General features: G+C 56.3%; 17 protein-coding genes. 8 read left to right on the top strand and 9 right to left on the bottom strand.

Annotation, left to right across the window (positions count from 1 at the left end):
• Nucleotides 1–78: 78 nt before the first annotated feature.
• The 3 genes from IAE27_RS14860 to IAE27_RS14850 all read right to left on the bottom strand — a co-directional run bounded on the left by IAE27_RS14860 (nucleotide 79) and on the right by IAE27_RS14850 (nucleotide 2,290).
• Nucleotides 79–687, bottom strand: a complete 609-nt coding sequence (locus IAE27_RS14860) for a glutathione S-transferase (RefSeq protein ID WP_004106819.1) — start codon at nucleotides 685–687, stop codon at nucleotides 79–81.
• Nucleotides 688–778: 91 nt separating this feature from the next.
• Nucleotides 779–1,915: an HlyD family secretion protein gene (locus IAE27_RS14855; protein WP_004116365.1), complete on the bottom strand. Its 1,137-nt coding sequence runs from the start codon at nucleotides 1,913–1,915 to the stop codon at nucleotides 779–781.
• Between the two features lie 3 nt (nucleotides 1,916–1,918).
• Nucleotides 1,919–2,290 carry a DUF3302 domain-containing protein gene (locus tag IAE27_RS14850; RefSeq protein ID WP_004106822.1) on the bottom strand — a complete coding sequence of 124 codons (372 nt, stop codon included), beginning with the start codon at nucleotides 2,288–2,290 and terminating at the stop codon, nucleotides 1,919–1,921.
• A 536-nt stretch (nucleotides 2,291–2,826) separates the two neighbouring features.
• On the opposite strand from IAE27_RS14850, the gene mtlA reads away from it, so the two are divergent.
• The 3 genes from mtlA to mtlR all read left to right on the top strand — a co-directional run bounded on the left by mtlA (nucleotide 2,827) and on the right by mtlR (nucleotide 6,602).
• Complete coding sequence (mtlA, locus tag IAE27_RS14845) at nucleotides 2,827–4,737, top strand: PTS mannitol transporter subunit IICBA (RefSeq protein ID WP_004106823.1); 1,911 nt, start codon at nucleotides 2,827–2,829, stop codon at nucleotides 4,735–4,737.
• A gap of 123 nt (nucleotides 4,738–4,860) precedes the next feature.
• Nucleotides 4,861–6,009: a mannitol-1-phosphate 5-dehydrogenase gene (gene mtlD / locus IAE27_RS14840; protein ID WP_023329077.1), complete on the top strand. Its 1,149-nt coding sequence runs from the start codon at nucleotides 4,861–4,863 to the stop codon at nucleotides 6,007–6,009.
• Complete coding sequence (mtlR, locus tag IAE27_RS14835; RefSeq protein WP_024274809.1) at nucleotides 6,006–6,602, top strand: mannitol operon repressor MtlR; 597 nt, start codon at nucleotides 6,006–6,008, stop codon at nucleotides 6,600–6,602. Before mtlD ends, mtlR begins: the two co-directional genes overlap by 4 nt.
• On the opposite strand, the gene IAE27_RS14830 is transcribed toward mtlR, so the two are convergent.
• Complete coding sequence (locus IAE27_RS14830) at nucleotides 6,591–6,815, bottom strand: hypothetical protein (RefSeq protein WP_004106828.1); 225 nt, start codon at nucleotides 6,813–6,815, stop codon at nucleotides 6,591–6,593. The two genes, mtlR and IAE27_RS14830, sit on opposite strands and share 12 nt — an antisense overlap.
• A gap of 275 nt (nucleotides 6,816–7,090) precedes the next feature.
• On the opposite strand from IAE27_RS14830, the gene IAE27_RS14825 reads away from it, so the two are divergent.
• The 5 genes from IAE27_RS14825 (at nucleotide 7,091) to trmL (ending at nucleotide 12,300) form a co-directional block, all read left to right on the top strand.
• A complete protein-coding gene (locus IAE27_RS14825; RefSeq protein ID WP_004106830.1) occupies nucleotides 7,091–7,453 on the top strand; it encodes a YibL family ribosome-associated protein in 363 nt (120 codons plus the stop codon).
• 598 nt (nucleotides 7,454–8,051) lie between these two features.
• On the top strand, nucleotides 8,052–9,707 hold the full coding sequence (gene lldP / locus IAE27_RS14820; RefSeq protein WP_004116379.1) for an L-lactate permease: 1,656 nt from the start codon (nucleotides 8,052–8,054) through the stop codon (nucleotides 9,705–9,707).
• Nucleotides 9,704–10,477 carry a transcriptional regulator LldR gene (gene lldR / locus IAE27_RS14815; protein WP_004106838.1) on the top strand — a complete coding sequence of 258 codons (774 nt, stop codon included), beginning with the start codon at nucleotides 9,704–9,706 and terminating at the stop codon, nucleotides 10,475–10,477. The genes lldP and lldR overlap by 4 nt, the downstream gene beginning before the upstream one ends.
• The gene (gene lldD, locus IAE27_RS14810) at nucleotides 10,477–11,700 is read left to right on the top strand and encodes an FMN-dependent L-lactate dehydrogenase LldD (RefSeq protein WP_154022832.1); all 1,224 of its coding nucleotides are present in this window, start codon (nucleotides 10,477–10,479) and stop codon (nucleotides 11,698–11,700) included. Before lldR ends, lldD begins: the two co-directional genes overlap by 1 nt.
• A 126-nt stretch (nucleotides 11,701–11,826) precedes the next feature.
• Nucleotides 11,827–12,300, top strand: a complete 474-nt coding sequence (gene trmL / locus IAE27_RS14805; RefSeq protein ID WP_004106843.1) for a tRNA (uridine(34)/cytosine(34)/5-carboxymethylaminomethyluridine(34)-2'-O)-methyltransferase TrmL — start codon at nucleotides 11,827–11,829, stop codon at nucleotides 12,298–12,300.
• A 104-nt stretch (nucleotides 12,301–12,404) separates the two neighbouring features.
• On the opposite strand, the gene cysE is transcribed toward trmL, so the two are convergent.
• The 5 genes from cysE to IAE27_RS14780 all read right to left on the bottom strand — a co-directional run bounded on the left by cysE (nucleotide 12,405) and on the right by IAE27_RS14780 (nucleotide 15,645).
• Nucleotides 12,405–13,226 (bottom strand): serine O-acetyltransferase, encoded by an 822-nt coding sequence (gene cysE, locus IAE27_RS14800; RefSeq protein WP_004106845.1) that lies wholly within the window; start codon nucleotides 13,224–13,226, stop codon nucleotides 12,405–12,407.
• An 80-nt stretch (nucleotides 13,227–13,306) separates the two neighbouring features.
• Nucleotides 13,307–14,323 carry an NAD(P)H-dependent glycerol-3-phosphate dehydrogenase gene (gpsA, locus tag IAE27_RS14795; RefSeq protein ID WP_154022830.1) on the bottom strand — a complete coding sequence of 339 codons (1,017 nt, stop codon included), beginning with the start codon at nucleotides 14,321–14,323 and terminating at the stop codon, nucleotides 13,307–13,309.
• The gene (secB, locus tag IAE27_RS14790; RefSeq protein ID WP_004106849.1) at nucleotides 14,323–14,790 is read right to left on the bottom strand and encodes a protein-export chaperone SecB; all 468 of its coding nucleotides are present in this window, start codon (nucleotides 14,788–14,790) and stop codon (nucleotides 14,323–14,325) included. Before secB ends, gpsA begins: the two co-directional genes overlap by 1 nt.
• Before the next feature lie 60 nt (nucleotides 14,791–14,850).
• Entirely contained in the window at nucleotides 14,851–15,102 is a 252-nt protein-coding gene (grxC, locus tag IAE27_RS14785; RefSeq protein WP_004106850.1) for a glutaredoxin 3, read from the bottom strand.
• Nucleotides 15,103–15,213: 111 nt separating this feature from the next.
• Nucleotides 15,214–15,645: a rhodanese-like domain-containing protein gene (locus tag IAE27_RS14780; protein WP_004106853.1), complete on the bottom strand. Its 432-nt coding sequence runs from the start codon at nucleotides 15,643–15,645 to the stop codon at nucleotides 15,214–15,216.
• Nucleotides 15,646–15,663 lie beyond the last annotated feature (18 nt).

Here is a 15,663-nt window from a genome sequence, read left to right as displayed (position 1 = left end):
CCCCTCCCGACGGGAGAGGGAGTCAACAAATGAGCAGCAATTGTAATCCCTTCACGAGAAAACTGTTACCTGCCTGGGTCAACTCACCGGCGGTTCGGTGCGCGCAAAGCTGGCGCGCTGAAAGAGGGAATCCACCAGACGGACCAGCTTCGGTCGGGTGGCGCACCAGCCTGGCGCGACGCGGCGGAAATTGAGATAAGCGATGGCGCAGGCTGCGGAGATGGTCGCCAGATTAACCTCATCAGGGCGCAACGTTCCGTCACTCGCATAGCCTTCCAGCGCATCGAGACCGCGCGCGACCTTTTCGCGCTGGCGCAGCAGTTCGCTTTCCGACTGCTGCGCCGCTGGCCACGCTTTCTCCCGTACCAGAGTTTGCGCGGCCTCCATCACCCCATCTGCCAGCGCCTCAATTTGACGCAGTTTCAGCGCGGCTTTCGGTTCCGCAGGCAGCATAGCCGGGGCGATGCCGAGCAGCTCCAGGTATTGAGCAATAATGGGAGAATCGTACCAGCAGTCGCCGTCATCGGTGACCAGCGCGGGCACTTTTCCCAGCGGATTATACTGCGCCACGCCGTTAGTCTCGTGGTAAGGGAATTCGTTGACGAACTCAAAGGGGATCGCTTTTTCCAGCAGTATGACGGAAATTTTGCGCACAAAGGGACTGGTGTAGCTGCCGATCAGTTTCATTGCCTGCTCCTTTCGCCAACAAAGTAATAAGTATGGCGCAGGCGCAGGCAAATAGCAGAGAGAGAAATCACCCCATGCCAGACTGACCCCGCTAATGGTCCAGATAGAGATAGTGCATCCAGCTGGTCATGCGCAGTAGCACTTTACGCATCACCGAAACGTGGGTGAAATGATCGGAGTAAACCGCCACCTGGGCATAGATCCCGTCAGGCAGAGCGTCGACGGCAGCGTTGGGCTCCAGCTCAATGGTCGCCAGCACGCCATCGGTACCCGGCGTCACCGTCAGTGCCTGCAGCGTGCCCTGCGCCTGGTATGTTCCGCCCGGCACGACCGGCAGGATACTCACCAGCTTGCCGCGAAAGACCTGTCCCGGCAGCGCGTTGAACACCGCTTCGGCATCGTCGCCCTGCTCCAGCCTGAGCAGCGAATTTTGCCGGAACTGCGCCACGATGAGGCGTTTCTGTTGCGGAATAAAGACCATCACCGGCCGCAGAGGCAGCGAGGCGGCATAGGTACCGGGACGAATCAGGACCTGGGTAATATAACCGTCGCTGGGCGCGCGCACGGTGGTCTGGTCAAGATTATATTTCGCCTCCGCCAGCTGCGCGCGGAGGCTCACTATCTGAGACTGCTCGCCGTTAACCATGCTGTCGAGCTGACTCTGAATTTGCGCCTGCTCCGCCACCGATCCTTTCACCATCGCATCCTGGGCGAGGTAGTTTTGCCGGGCATTATCGATATCGCTTTCCGAAAACGGATTAACCCGCGCCTGGCTTCCTTTCAGGTAGCGCTGATAATCCTTATACAGACGGTCGCGCTCCGCCGAAACGCGCGTGGTGTTGGCCTGAGCCTCAGAAAGCTGGGCTTTAAGGGTATTGATACTGTGCAGCGCGGTCACAAGATCGGCCTGGAGTCTGTCGACCCGCGCCTGATAACGTGTCGGGTCGATGGTAAACAGCACCTCTCCCTTTTTAACCCGTTGATTGGCTTTATCCGTAACGCTGCTGACCACTCCGGTAACCTGCGGGGTAATCGGAATAGAAATCACCGCCTTCTGCGCAGTGAAGGTATAAGGATGGTTGTAGTTCATTAATAAAATAAGCGCGCTAACAATAAATACGCCGCCCAGCGCCGCGGTGGGAACCGTCCATTTATTTACCGGGATCTTAAATATTTTAAATATCGACCAGGCTATCGCCACGTAGGTTAAAATAATCAGCAGATCCATGAGTTATTTCTCCACCGTAGGGGATTGAGCAGATGTCTGAATACCCGTTATCTGCTTTTCAAGCGCAATAACCCGTTGCCGCAGTTCGCTAAGTTCATCCTCGCTTTCCGTCGCCTCCGGCGACATCTCATCCCGCGGGTGCTGCATCCCCCAGCCGCGTTCAGGCCGATAAAGCGTGGCCCAGATCCATAAAAACGGCCAGATAACGTGCAGAGTAAAAAGACTCACCCAACCCGCAACGTGAATGGCATCGGCATGCGGGTGGTTACGTTTCTTCGCGATCAGATAAGGAATATCATGGAGAATGATGATTCCATAAAAAATCACCAGAAATACAAAGATCAGAACGCCGAGCGCAAAATAATTGAGAAACATAATTTCCTCGGATTTACGCTAATTATTTCCAGGATGTATGCCGGGCCCGACAAAAAAAAGGGCGGACAAATTGAGCATAATTCACCCGTTTCATTTTCGCCATTGACGACTAAAATGTTCTTTAAGCCCTCACGTTGCTGAATGACGCATCAGCAAGCAGAACGCGGTATAACCTGCGCGAGATCACATCAGGGAAAATCCAGGTGAAAATATTTTGTGATATACATCACAAATAAATAACAAAACGTCAAAGTAAATTTGTGATTTTAATCACATAAAAATGCATTATCCCCCCTTAAAACCGGGTCTGTTGTTTTTTTACACACCAATTTTGTGACAAAGATCACTACAAAAGACCCTCGTCGCCCTATATTCATGTGATCCAAGTCACATAAAAATCCATCGACTGGACAGCTTAACGATTCAGTGCCAGATTTCGCACTATCACTCAGGGCCCGGCTACCTCTGCCGCCTTATTAACAACAAGCCTCGGGCTTTCAGCCTGCCGATAGCAAAAACAGAAGAAGGGGTGTTTTATGTCATCCGATATCAAGATCAAAGTGCAAAGCTTTGGTCGTTTCCTCAGCAATATGGTGATGCCAAATATCGGCGCGTTTATCGCGTGGGGTATTATCACCGCACTATTCATTCCGACAGGATGGTTACCGAACGAAACGCTGGCGAAGCTGGTCGGTCCGATGATCACCTATCTGCTGCCGCTGCTGATCGGTTATACCGGCGGTAAGCTGGTTGGCGGCGAGCGCGGCGGCGTAGTCGGCGCGATTACCACCATGGGCGTTATCGTCGGCGCGGATATGCCGATGTTCCTCGGCTCCATGATCGCCGGTCCACTGGGCGGCTGGGCTATTAAAAAATTCGACGTGTGGGTAGACGGTAAGATCAAGTCCGGTTTTGAGATGCTGGTGAATAACTTCTCCGCAGGCATCATCGGTATGATCCTCGCTATCCTGGCGTTCCTCGGCATTGGCCCGGCGGTTGAAGTTCTGTCGAAAATCCTGGCTGCGGGCGTTAACTTCATGGTGGCGCACGACATGCTGCCGCTGGCGTCTATCTTTGTTGAACCGGCAAAAATCCTGTTCCTCAATAACGCCATCAACCACGGTATCTTCTCGCCGCTGGGCATCCAGCAGTCTCACGATCTCGGCAAATCTATTTTCTTCCTGATTGAAGCCAACCCGGGTCCGGGGATGGGCGTCCTGCTGGCATACATGTTCTTTGGTCGCGGTAGCGCGAAACAGTCTGCGGGCGGTGCGGCAATTATCCACTTCCTCGGCGGTATTCACGAAATTTACTTCCCGTACGTACTGATGAACCCGCGCCTGATTCTGGCGGTTATCCTCGGCGGTATGACCGGCGTGTTTACCCTGACCCTTCTCAACGGCGGTCTGGTTTCTCCGGCCTCTCCGGGCTCCATCCTCGCCGTGCTGGCAATGACGCCGAAAGGCGCCTACTTCGCTAACATCGCCGCGATTGTTGCCGCCATGGCCGTCTCCTTCGTGGTTTCAGCCGTGCTGCTGAAAACCAGCAAAGTTAAAGAAGAAGATGATATTGAGGCCGCAACCCGCCGTATGCAGGATATGAAAGCGCAGTCCAAAGGCGGCGCCACTCCGCTGGCCGCGGGAGACGTGGCTAACGACCTGAGCCACGTGCGTAAAATCATCGTTGCCTGCGATGCCGGTATGGGCTCCAGCGCAATGGGCGCAGGCGTGCTGCGTAAAAAAGTGCACGATGCCGGACTGAGTAATATCTCCGTCACCAACTGTGCGATCAACAACCTGCCGCCGGATGTTGACCTGGTCATCACCCACCGCGACCTGACCGAGCGTGCGATGCGCCAGGTGCCGCAGGCGCAGCATATTTCGTTGACTAACTTCCTCGACAGCGGCCTGTACACCAGCCTGACCGAACGTCTGGTTGCGGCGCAGCGCCACACGGATAACGAAGAGAAAGTTCGCGATAGCCTGAAAGACAGCTTCGACGCGTCTGACACCAACCTGTTCAAACTCGGCGCGGAGAACATCTTCCTCGGCCGTAAAGCGGCGACGAAAGAAGAAGCGATTCTGTTTGCCGGCGAACAGTTGGTGAAAGGCGGCTACGTTGAACCGGAATACGTCCAGGCGATGCTGGATCGTGAAAAGCTGACCTCCACCTATCTGGGTGAGTCCATCGCGGTACCGCACGGCACCATTGAAGCCAAAGACCGCGTTCTGAAAACCGGCATCGTCTTCTGCCAGTACCCGGAAGGCGTGCGCTTTGGTGAAGAAGAGGATGAGGTGGCTCGCCTGGTTATCGGTATCGCCGCCCGTAATAACGAGCATATCCAGGTGATTACCAGCCTGACCAACGCGCTGGACGATGAGTCGGTGATTGAGCGTCTGGCGAAAACCACCAGCGTTGAAGAAGTTCTGACGCTGCTGAAAGCGTAACCTGTAGCCCGGCAGTGCGCCGGGCAACGCCCGCCTCTCCTCATTCGTGGGGAGAGGGTTCGGGTGAGGGAAAAGCCTCACCCGAACCCTCTCAGGTAAAAACATTAATTGAAGGTTAATACTATGAAAGCATTACATTTTGGCGCAGGTAATATCGGTCGTGGTTTTATCGGCAAACTGCTGGCGGACGCGGGGATACAGCTGACGTTCGCGGATGTAAATCAGGTCGTGCTTGATGCCCTGAATGCCCGTCATAGCTATCAGGTTCACGTGGTCGGCGAGAATGAGCAGGTCGATACCGTTTCCGGCGTTGACGCCGTCAGCAGCATCGGCGACGAAGTTGTCGAGCTGATTGCCAGCGTGGATCTGGTGACCACCGCCGTCGGCCCGGTCGTGCTGGAACGTATCGCCCCGGCGATTGCCAAAGGCCTGGTCAAACGTAAGGCGCAGGGGGTTACTGCCCCGCTCAACATCATCGCCTGCGAGAACATGGTCCGCGGTACCACCCAGTTGAAGGGACATGTCTTTAACGCCCTGGCCGAAGAAGATAAAGCCTGGGTTGAAGCCAACGTCGGCTTCGTTGATTCCGCCGTTGACCGCATCGTTCCGCCATCGGCTTCCGCTACTCACGATCCGCTGGAAGTCACCGTGGAAACCTTCAGCGAGTGGATTGTCGACAAGACCCAGTTCAAAGGCGAACTGCCGAACATCCCCGGTATGGAATTAACCGATAACCTGATGGCATTTGTCGAACGTAAGCTATTCACCTTAAACACCGGACATGCTATAACCGCCTACCTCGGAAAACTGGCGGGTCATCAGACCATCCGTGACGCGATTCTTGATGAGAAGATTCGCGCTGTGGTTAAAGGGGCCATGGAAGAGAGCGGCGCGGTGCTGATCAAACGCTATGCCTTTGACGCGCAGAAGCACGCTGCTTACATCCAGAAAATTCTCGGTCGCTTTGAGAACCCGTATTTGAAAGATGACGTTGAGCGCGTTGGCCGCCAGCCGCTGCGTAAACTGAGCGCGGGCGACCGTTTAATTAAGCCGCTGCTTGGTACGCTGGAATACGGCCTGCCGCACCGGAATCTGCTGAAAGGGATCGCCGCGGCGATGCACTTCCGCAGCGAAGACGATCCGCAGGCGCAGGAGCTGGCGGCGCTGATTGCCGAGAAAGGCCCACAGGCCGCGCTGGCGCAGATTTCTGGTCTGGACGCGGCAAGCGAAGTGGTGGCGGAAGCCGTTACCGACTACAACGCGACCAAATGAGGCAAGACCTGGCGCGGTCCGAACCGCGCCCATTACTCATGTCAGATATGCAGGCAATAATGGAAGAAACACAGGCATTTGAAAACCGTGTGCTTGAACGTCTGAATGCTGGCAAAACCGTACGAAGCTTCCTGATCGCCGCCGTTGAACTGCTGACGGAAGCGGTCAATATCCTGGTGCTTCAGGTATTCCGTAAAGACGACTACGCGGTGAAATACGCAGTGGAGCCGTTGCTGGACGGCGACGGGCCGCTGGGCGACCTTTCCGTACGCCTGAAGCTGATCTACGGCCTTGGGGTGATTAGCCGCGCCGAATATGAAGATGCCGAACTGCTGATGGCCATGCGCGAAGAGTTGAATCACGATGGTAATGAGTACAGTTTTACCGACGATGAGATCCTCGGACCGTTTGGCGAGCTGCACTGCGTCGCCGCCCTGCCGCCCACGCCGCAATTCGATGATAGCGATGCGGAGCTGCTGGCAATGCAAAAGCTGCGCTACCAGCAGGTCGTACGTTCAACAATGATGCTTTCTCTGACCGAGCTGATTTCTAAAATCAGCTTAAAAAAAGCCTTTCAAAAATCAACGCTCTGATTCTGACTCTTGCTGGTCGCACGTCGGCCGATAAAGCTGACGATAATACTCAAGACGTCGCAGAAACAGCGCTTCTTTATCAGCCGGAATATCCGGCGGTATATGCTGCAAACGCGGAGATTTTTTTAGATATTCCATAAAAGCCTGACTTGAAGCCATAAAATCTACGGCTTTATCAATAATACGCGGTACGCCGTCGCCTATTTTCGCCATCACGCTCTCCTCTGCTGGGGAATGATCCTATTAAGGATTAGCCAAAAATAGCGTTTCAGATGAGGAAAACGTGCTTAACAGCCGACAGGCTTCACAGAAATGAGTATTCGCCAACTCTGCCTTGAAACAGGAATAATTTTCAATAAGTTATATTGTGCCGTTACGCCTGTTAAGGGTAAAAAAATGGCGTCGTTTTGATAAATAACTACCCACAACCCAAACGACAGCACATACTATAGTCTGATAATGCCCCTTTCTTAATAGATTAAACCACCATGAAAGAAGTCGAAAAAAACGAAATTAAGCGCCTGAGCGATCGTCTTGATGCTATCCGCCACCAGCAGGCCGAGCTGTCACTGGTCGAAGCTGCTGACAAGTACGCCGAACTGGAAAAAGAGAAAACCACCATTGAGACGGAGCTCGTCCGCCTGCGTGAGGTTCAGGGCCAGAAGCTGAGCAAAGAAGCGCAAAAGCTGATGAGCATGCCGCATCGCCGCGCCATCACCAAAAAAGAGCAGGCCGATATGGGCAAGCTTAAGAAAAGCGTACGCGGTTTGGTCGTTGTCCACCCGATGACCGCGCTGGGACGCGAAATGGGCCTCAAAGAGATGACCGGCTTCTCAAAAACCGAGTTCTGATATTTTCATCCCGTGAATCTCCCGGCTCACGCTGTGCTTAGCCGGGCTACGGGTTCACTCTCCTCTGCGAGACGGTAGCCCGGACAGATGCGCAGCATCGCCTCCGGGAAATGTGCCGAACCTGGTGTAACGGCGCCGCTGCCTCCCGCTGGCGCTGCGCTGACCGGGCTACGGGTTCACAGCCCTCTGCGAGACGGTAGCCCGGACAGATGCGCTGCATCGCCTCCGGGAAATGTGCCGAACCTGGTGTAACGGCGCCGCTGCCTCCCGGTGGCGCTGCGCTGACCGGACTACGGGTTCACAGCCCTCTGCGAGACGGTAGCCCGGACAGATGCGCAGCATCGCCTCCGGGATCTATTCTGTTTCTATCGTTATTCATCGCCCCAATTGGCCCTACCAATTATTTCTTAAACCCCCTAATGGTTCACATATCCATCATTCTCCGTCACAATCATATTGCCCAGCAATAACATTTGATTAACCATTCCTTGTCGTTAATCCTACAATCGCAATTTGGCTGGGCCAATTTTACAAATGATGTGACCTGCTAAGAGCACAAGACTCAGCACGGCATCATGGCGGCCCGATGGAGACCTGCATGAACCTCTGGCAACAAAATTACGATCCGGCCGGCAACATCTGGCTATCGAGTCTTATCGCATCGCTACCGATTCTTTTTTTCTTTTTTGCCCTGATTAAGCTCAAGCTGAAAGGGTACGTCGCCGCGACCTGGACCGTGGTCATTGCGCTCTCCGTCGCCCTGCTGTTCTACAAGATGCCGGTTGACCACGCGCTGGCCTCCGTCATCTACGGCTTCTTCTACGGCCTGTGGCCAATCGCGTGGATTATTATCGCCGCGGTCTTCGTCTATAAAATTTCGGTGAAAACCGGGCAGTTCGACATTATCCGCTCATCAATCTTATCGATTACTCCGGACCAGCGTCTGCAAATGCTGATCGTCGGTTTCTCCTTCGGCGCCTTCCTTGAAGGGGCCGCCGGTTTTGGCGCGCCGGTCGCCATCACCGCAGCGCTGCTGGTAGGACTCGGCTTTAACCCGCTGTATGCGGCGGGCCTGTGCCTGATCGTTAATACCGCGCCGGTGGCGTTTGGCGCGATGGGCATTCCGATTCTGGTCGCCGGGCAGGTTACGGGACTCGACAGCTTTGAAATTGGCCAGATGGTCGGCCGCCAGCTGCCATTTCTGACCATCATCGTGCTGTTCTGGATCATGGCGATTATGGACGGCTGGCGCGGCATTAAAGAGACCTGGCCTGCGGTCATGGTTGCCGGCGGCTCCTTTGCTATCGCTCAGTACCTCAGCTCAAACTTCCTCGGCCCGGAGCTGCCGGACATTATCTCTTCGCTGGTATCGCTGGTCTGTCTGACGCTGTTCCTCAAACGCTGGCAGCCGGTACGCATCTTTCGCTTCGGCGATATGGGCGCATCGCAGGTCGATATGAACCTGGCGCGCACGCACTACACGCCGGGACAGGTGATTCGCGCCTGGACACCGTTCCTGTTTCTGACCGCCACCGTGACCCTGTGGAGCGTGCCGCCGTTCAAAGCGCTCTTCGTTCCCGGCGGCGCAATGTACGATTTTGTGATTAATATTTCCGTGCCGTTCCTCGACAAGATGGTAGCGCGCATGCCGCCGGTGGTTAGCGAAGCCACGCCATATGCCGCGGTCTATAAATTTGACTGGCTCTCCGCCACCGGCACCGCGATCCTGTTCGCCGCGCTGCTTTCCATCGTCTGGCTGCGCATGAAGCCAAAAGATGCGATTTCCACCTTTGGCAGCACGCTGAGAGAGCTGGCGTTGCCGATTTACTCCATCGGCATGGTGCTGGCGTTCGCCTTTATTTCCAACTATTCCGGTCTATCCTCAACGCTGGCGCTGGCGCTGGCGCACACCGGCCATGCATTTACCTTCTTCTCGCCGTTCCTCGGTTGGCTGGGGGTATTCCTGACCGGTTCAGATACCTCGTCTAACGCGCTTTTTGCCGCGCTGCAGGCCACGGCGGCCCAGCAGATTGGCGTCTCCGATATCCTGCTGGTCGCAGCAAATACCACCGGCGGCGTGACCGGGAAAATGATCTCCCCGCAGTCGATCGCCATCGCCTGTGCGGCGGTCGGCCTGGTGGGTAAGGAGTCCGATCTGTTCCGCTTTACCGTCAAACACAGCCTGATTTTCACCTGTATGGTCGGCGTCATCACCACGCTGCAGGCGTATGTCTTAACCTGGATGATCCCGTGATAGTGATGCCAAAACGCCTTGCCGACGACGTCGCCCGTCGCGTGCGGGCGCTGATTGAAGAACAAAAGCTGGAGGCGGGCATGCGATTGCCCGCCGAGCGCCAGCTGGCAACGCAGCTCGGCGTATCGCGCAATTCTCTGCGCGAAGCGCTGGCGATGTTAGTCAACGAAGGGGTGCTGCTCAGCCGTCGCGGCGGCGGCACCTTCGTGCGCTGGCAGCACGAAGCGTGGTCGGAGCAAAACATCGTTCAACCGCTGAAGACGCTGCTCTCCGACGACCCCGATTACAGCTTTGATATCCTCGAAGCCCGTCATGCTATTGAAGCCAGCACCGCCTGGCATGCGGCAATGCGGGCAACCGATGCCGAAAAAGAGAAAATCCGCCTCTGCTTTGAAGCCACCCAAAGTGAAGACCCGGACCTGGCCTCGCAGGCCGATGTCCGCTTCCACCTGGCGATCGCCGAAGCCTCGCACAACGTGGTGCTCCTGCAAACCATGCGCGGTTTTTTTGACCTATTACAATCCTCAGTCAAGGAGAGCCGCCAGCGGATGTATCTCGTCCCGCCGGTATTCGCTCGCCTCACCGAACAGCACCTGGCGGTCATGGAGGCGATTGTCGCCGGTGACCCGGAAGGTGCCAGACAGGCGATGATGGCCCATCTGGGCTTCGTTCACGCCACCATCAAACGTTTTGATGAAGACCAGGCCCGCCAGGCGCGAATTACCCGCCTGCCCGGTGACCATAACGACAATTCCAGGGAGAACTTGTGATGATTATTTCCGCCGCCAGCGACTACCGCGCCGCCGCACAGCGTATCCTGCCACCGTTCCTGTTCCACTACATCGACGGCGGCGCTTACGCCGAGCACACCCTGCGCCGCAACGTTGAGGATCTCTCCGACGTGGCCCTGCGCCAGCGCATTCTGCGCAATATGTCGGACCTGAGCCTGGAAACCACCTTATTCAATGAGAAGCTGGCGATGCCAACGGCGCTGGCGCCGGTCGGGCTGTGCGGGATGTACGCGCGCCGTGGTGAAGTGCAGGCCGCCGGCGCAGCGGATGAGAAAGGCATCCCCTTCACCCTCTCTACCGTTTCCGTCTGCCCGATAGAAGAAGTTGCCCCGACCATTAAACGTCCGATGTGGTTCCAGCTGTACGTTCTGCGCGACCGAGGCTTTATGCGCAACGCGCTGGAGCGCGCGAAGGCGGCGGGTTGTTCAACGCTGGTCTTTACCGTCGATATGCCGACCCCCGGCGCACGCTATCGCGATGCTCACTCCGGGATGAGCGGCCCGAACGCGGCGATGCGCCGCTACTGGCAGGCAGTGACCCATCCGCAGTGGGCATGGGACGTCGGATTAAACGGCCGCCCACATGATTTAGGCAACATCTCCGCCTACCTCGGCAAGCCGACCGGCCTGGAGGATTACATCGGCTGGCTGGCGAATAACTTCGATCCCTCGATTTCCTGGAAAGACCTTGAGTGGATCCGTGAATTTTGGGATGGCCCGATGGTGATCAAGGGGATCCTCGATCCGGAGGACGCCCGCGACGCGGTGCGCTTCGGCGCTGATGGCATCGTGGTGTCTAACCACGGCGGCCGCCAGCTTGATGGGGTGCTCTCTTCCGCCCGCGCCCTGCCCGCGATTGCCGATGCAGTTAAAGGCGACATTACGATTCTCGCCGATAGCGGCATCCGCAACGGCCTCGATGTCGTGCGCATGATTGCCCTCGGCGCCGATAGCGTGCTGCTGGGCCGCGCTTATCTGTATGCGCTGGCCACGCACGGCAAGCAGGGTGTCGCCAATCTGCTGAACCTGATCGAAAAAGAGATGAAGGTGGCGATGACGCTGACCGGGACGAAAACCATCGGCGAAATCAGTCGTGAATCCCTGGTGCAAAACGCCGATGTGCTGCGGACTTTTGATGTTATTAAGGCGGGGAATGCGGCGGTTACCTCTAACCCTGAAGGAACCGTCCGGCAGGCGGGTTAACGTCCTCGTCGGGCCATCCGGCTCACAGGCTGGCGCCGGTTTGCTCCCGCTCCCTTTCCGCGAGAGGGTCGGGGTGAGGGTTAGCCAAATATCTGCTATTCTGCCCCCCGCAATTAAGGGGGCAGCATGCTTAACATCGTCTTATTTGAACCAGAAATCCCGCCAAATACCGGGAATATCATCCGCCTGTGCGCTAACACCGGCTTCAATCTGCATATTATCGAGCCTATGGGGTTTGCCTGGGATGATAAGCGCCTGCGCCGCGCCGGTCTGGATTACCACGAGTTCGCCGCCGTCCAGCGCCATCGCGATTACGCCGCGTTTGTTGAAAGCGCAAAGCCGCAGCGCCTGTTCGCCCTGACCACCAAAGGCACGCCGGCGCACAGCGCGGTGAGCTATCAGGACGGCGATTATCTGATGTTTGGCCCGGAAACTCGCGGACTGCCGGGCAGTATTCTTGATGCTCTGCCGCCAGAACAAAAAATCCGTATTCCGATGATGCCGGACAGCCGCAGCATGAACCTGTCAAATGCGGTGTCGGTGGTGGTCTATGAAGCCTGGCGCCAGCTGGGATATCCCGGCGCGGTACTGCGCAGCTGAGCTGGCTTTCTCCCGGAGGCGGCGCGTAGCGCCTGTCCGGGCTACCAGACTGCGCTCGGCTTTGTAGCCCGGATAGATGCGTAGCATCGCCTCCGGGAAATCAATCAAATACCGTCACCGTACTCGAAGGTATGGTGTATGCCATTAAAGTGCTGATCCATATCCATTGCGGGCTTATCGCTCTCTGGCTTGCCCACAATACGGGCCGGTACGCCTGCGGCGGTGGTATGCGGCGGCACCGGCTGCAGCACCACCGAACCCGCGCCGATTTTTGCTCCGCGCCCGACTTCGATGTTGCCAAGGATCTTCGCCCCGGCGCCAATCATCACCCCTTCACGAATTTTCGGATGACGATCGCCGCTAGTTTTACCGGTACCGCCGAGGGTCACGGATTGCAGAATCGACACATCGTCTTCAATCACCGCCGTTTCGCCGACAACAATACCGGTGGCGTGGTCAAGCATGATCCCGCGGCCAATCTTCGCCGCCGGGTGGATATCCACCTGGAACGATACGGAAACCTGATTTTGCAGGAAGATCGCCAGCGCCCGACGCCCCTGATTCCATAGCCAGTGGCCGATACGATAGGCCTGCAGCGCGTGGAACCCTTTCAGATAAAGCAGGGGGGTCGAGTATTTATCCACCGCCGGGTCGCGCGTTCGCACCGCCTGAATATCGCAGGCGGCGGAGGCGATCATTTCCGGGTCAGCGGCGTAGGCCTCTTCCACCACTTCTCGGATCGCGATGGCGGGCATAATCGGAGAAGCCAGCTTGTTCGCCAGCATATAGCTCAGGGCGCTGCCGAGATTTTCGTGCTTGAGTAGCGTGGCGTGGTAAAAACTGGCGAGCATCGGCTCACAGTCAGCTAAAGCCCGGGCTTCGGCTTTAATATTATTCCAGACGATATCCAGTTCTTCACACGGCATTGCTGACTCCAGACGGTATAATCATGACCGGCCAGTTCTTCGCTGGCCGGGTCATTCAGGTGATCCAGGTTCCATTACGGTTAATTGCTGCGCTCGTCCTTGCGTGCACGGCCTAATAAGGTCAATGCTGCCTCGCGCGCAATTTTTCCGCAATACAATACCTGATAAATTTCCTCGGTTATTGGCATTTCGACGCCTAAACGCTGCGCCAGAACGCGAACCTCTTTGGTATTGCGATAGCCTTCAACCACCTGGCCAATCTTCTCCTGAGCGCTTTGCACATCCATACCCTGGCCGAGCATCATGCCGAAGCGGCGGTTACGCGACTGGTTATCGGTGCAGGTGAGCACCAGATCGCCTAAGCCCGCCATACCCATAAAGGTTTCCGGATCGGCGCCAAGGGCCTCCCCGAGGCGAGACATTTCGACCAGCCCGCGGGTAATCAGCGCGGTACGCGCATTGGCGCCAAAGCCGATGCCGTCAGACATGCCGGCGCCGATAGCGATAACGTTTTTCACCGCTCCGCCGAGCTGCACGCCGATAAAATCCGGGTTGATATAGACGCGGAAGCTCTTGCCGCAGTGCAGCAAGCGTTGCAAATCATCAGCAAACTGCGGATCCGTTGACGCCAGCGATATCGCCGTCGGCAGGCCTGCCGCCAGCTCTTTCGCAAAGGTCGGACCGGAAATTACCGCCAGCGGAATATCATCGCCCAGGGCTTCACGGGCCACGTCCTGCAGCAGGCGTCCGGTTTCCGCTTCCAGACCTTTTGTCGCCCAGACCAGACGAGCGTCAGAGCGCATCAGCGGTTTAATCTGCCGCAGCACTTCGCCGAAAACGTGGCTCGGCACGACTACCAGAATATCGCGGCTGGCAGCCAGCGCGGTCTCCAGATCGCTTTCCAGATGCAGCGTGTCGGGGAAAGGAACGTCAGGAAGAAATGCGGCGTTGCAGCGATCGTGCTGCAGCGTCGCAATATGTTTCGGGTCATGGCCCCACAGCACAACGTGGTGGCCATTTCTTGCCAGGGTGATGGCAAGAGCGGTGCCGTAAGAGCCGGCACCGATTACAGTCATTGCAGCGTTAAGCGCGTTCATCAGGCATCCTGATGTTGTTCAGCACCTTCGCCAGCCTGCTGCTGCAGATAGTTCATAAACAGCGCATCGAAGTTCACTGGCGCAAGGTTCAGTTGCGGGAAGGTACCGCGAGAAACCAGGCTGGTGATGCACTCACGCGCGTACGGGAACAGAATGTTCGGGCAGTATGCGCCGAGGCAGTGCGCCATCTGGGTACCGTCGATGCCTTCGATGGAGAAAATACCGCCCTGCTGAACTTCACACAGGAATGCAGTTTCTTCGCCCAGCGAGGCGGTTACGGTGACACGCAGCACCACTTCATACACGCCTTCAGCCAGCTGGCTGGAAGCTGTATCCAGATCAAGTTTAACTTCCGGCTGCCAATCTTTCTGGAAAACTTGCGGCGCGTTCGGCGCTTCAAAAGAAATATCTTTGGTATAGATGCGCTGAATCTGGAAAGTCATTTCGGTGCTGTTTTGTTCTGACATAGTAAAACCCTTTCGTGTTGTCCTTAAGTACGCCCGTCCAATGGAGATGAGCGCAAAAAATTAGCGCAAGAGGGGATCGAGTCCACCACGTGAATCAAGCGCATACAAGTCGTCACAGCCGCCAATGTGCTGCGCATCAATAAAAATCTGCGGAACCGTCGTCCTACCGCTGCGCTGAATCATCTCTTCACGCTTTGCAGCATCGCCATCGATAGGCAACTCGTTGAACGTGACGCCCTTGCTGTTCAGCAGGGCTTTCGCACGCACGCAAAACGGACATGTCGCTTTGGTATAGATATCAATATTGGCCATGACTTCACTCCTGTTTTTACCCCCGAGGGTTTTACACCGCAGGCAATGTTCCCCCGCTGGCGAATCGCCGGCACAGGGGAAACCGCACTACGCCATAAAGACGCGGGTAAATTATTTACCGCGTACCAGCGGAAGGTTCTCGCCGCTCCAGCCTGCGATGCCTTCCTTCAGTACGAAGACCTTTTCAAAACCGGCTTTGTTCAGCGCGCTGGCGGGTTCTTGCGCCTGCATACCTGAGCCGTCTACTACTATAATGGGTTGTGCTTTGTGCTTTTCCAACTCGCCGACGTTATTTGCTTTGATATCGCTCGGCAGCAGGTTAATAGAACCCGCAATATGACCTTTGCGGAAATCGTCACGCTGACGCAGGTCGACAACCACGGCATCTTCTTTGTTGATCAGGCGCGTCGCTTCACCGCGGGTGATGACTTTAACTTTCGACATCAGCCCTTTAAAGGTGGTGAACAGCACCGCCGCCAGCAGCGCGACCCACGCGATGCTCAGGACGGGGTGACGGCTGATGAATTGCATAATTTCTTGCATGGGGGGTTACAACTCCCG

Origin of the sequence: Klebsiella sp. S69 (assembly GCF_016516145.1) — a bacterium.
GTDB classification, from domain to species: Bacteria; Pseudomonadota; Gammaproteobacteria; order Enterobacterales; family Enterobacteriaceae; genus Klebsiella; species Klebsiella oxytoca.
Note: the sequence above shows the minus strand (reverse complement) of the source record. Positions and strands in the feature narration are given on the sequence as shown.

Bases quoted from the DNA above. Each gene is read 5' to 3' on its own strand.
- IAE27_RS14860 (WP_004106819.1), bottom strand. From the start codon at position 687: ATGAAACTGATCGGCAGCTACACCAGTCCCTTTGTGCGCAAAATTTCC.
- IAE27_RS14855 (WP_004116365.1), bottom strand. From the start codon at position 1,915: ATGGATCTGCTGATTATTTTAACCTACGTGGCGATAGCCTGGTCGATA.
- IAE27_RS14850 (WP_004106822.1), bottom strand. From the start codon at position 2,290: ATGTTTCTCAATTATTTTGCGCTCGGCGTTCTGATCTTTGTATTTCTG.
- mtlA (WP_004106823.1), top strand. From the start codon at position 2,827: ATGTCATCCGATATCAAGATCAAAGTGCAAAGCTTTGGTCGTTTCCTC.
- mtlD (WP_023329077.1), top strand. From the start codon at position 4,861: ATGAAAGCATTACATTTTGGCGCAGGTAATATCGGTCGTGGTTTTATC.
- mtlR (WP_024274809.1), top strand. From the start codon at position 6,006: ATGAGGCAAGACCTGGCGCGGTCCGAACCGCGCCCATTACTCATGTCA.
- IAE27_RS14830 (WP_004106828.1), bottom strand. From the start codon at position 6,815: ATGGCGAAAATAGGCGACGGCGTACCGCGTATTATTGATAAAGCCGTA.
- IAE27_RS14825 (WP_004106830.1), top strand. From the start codon at position 7,091: ATGAAAGAAGTCGAAAAAAACGAAATTAAGCGCCTGAGCGATCGTCTT.
- lldP (WP_004116379.1), top strand. From the start codon at position 8,052: ATGAACCTCTGGCAACAAAATTACGATCCGGCCGGCAACATCTGGCTA.
- lldD (WP_154022832.1), top strand. From the start codon at position 10,477: ATGATTATTTCCGCCGCCAGCGACTACCGCGCCGCCGCACAGCGTATC.
- trmL (WP_004106843.1), top strand. From the start codon at position 11,827: ATGCTTAACATCGTCTTATTTGAACCAGAAATCCCGCCAAATACCGGG.
- cysE (WP_004106845.1), bottom strand. From the start codon at position 13,226: ATGCCGTGTGAAGAACTGGATATCGTCTGGAATAATATTAAAGCCGAA.
- gpsA (WP_154022830.1), bottom strand. From the start codon at position 14,323: ATGAACGCGCTTAACGCTGCAATGACTGTAATCGGTGCCGGCTCTTAC.
- secB (WP_004106849.1), bottom strand. From the start codon at position 14,790: ATGTCAGAACAAAACAGCACCGAAATGACTTTCCAGATTCAGCGCATC.
- grxC (WP_004106850.1), bottom strand. From the start codon at position 15,102: ATGGCCAATATTGATATCTATACCAAAGCGACATGTCCGTTTTGCGTG.
- IAE27_RS14780 (WP_004106853.1), bottom strand. From the start codon at position 15,645: ATGCAAGAAATTATGCAATTCATCAGCCGTCACCCCGTCCTGAGCATC.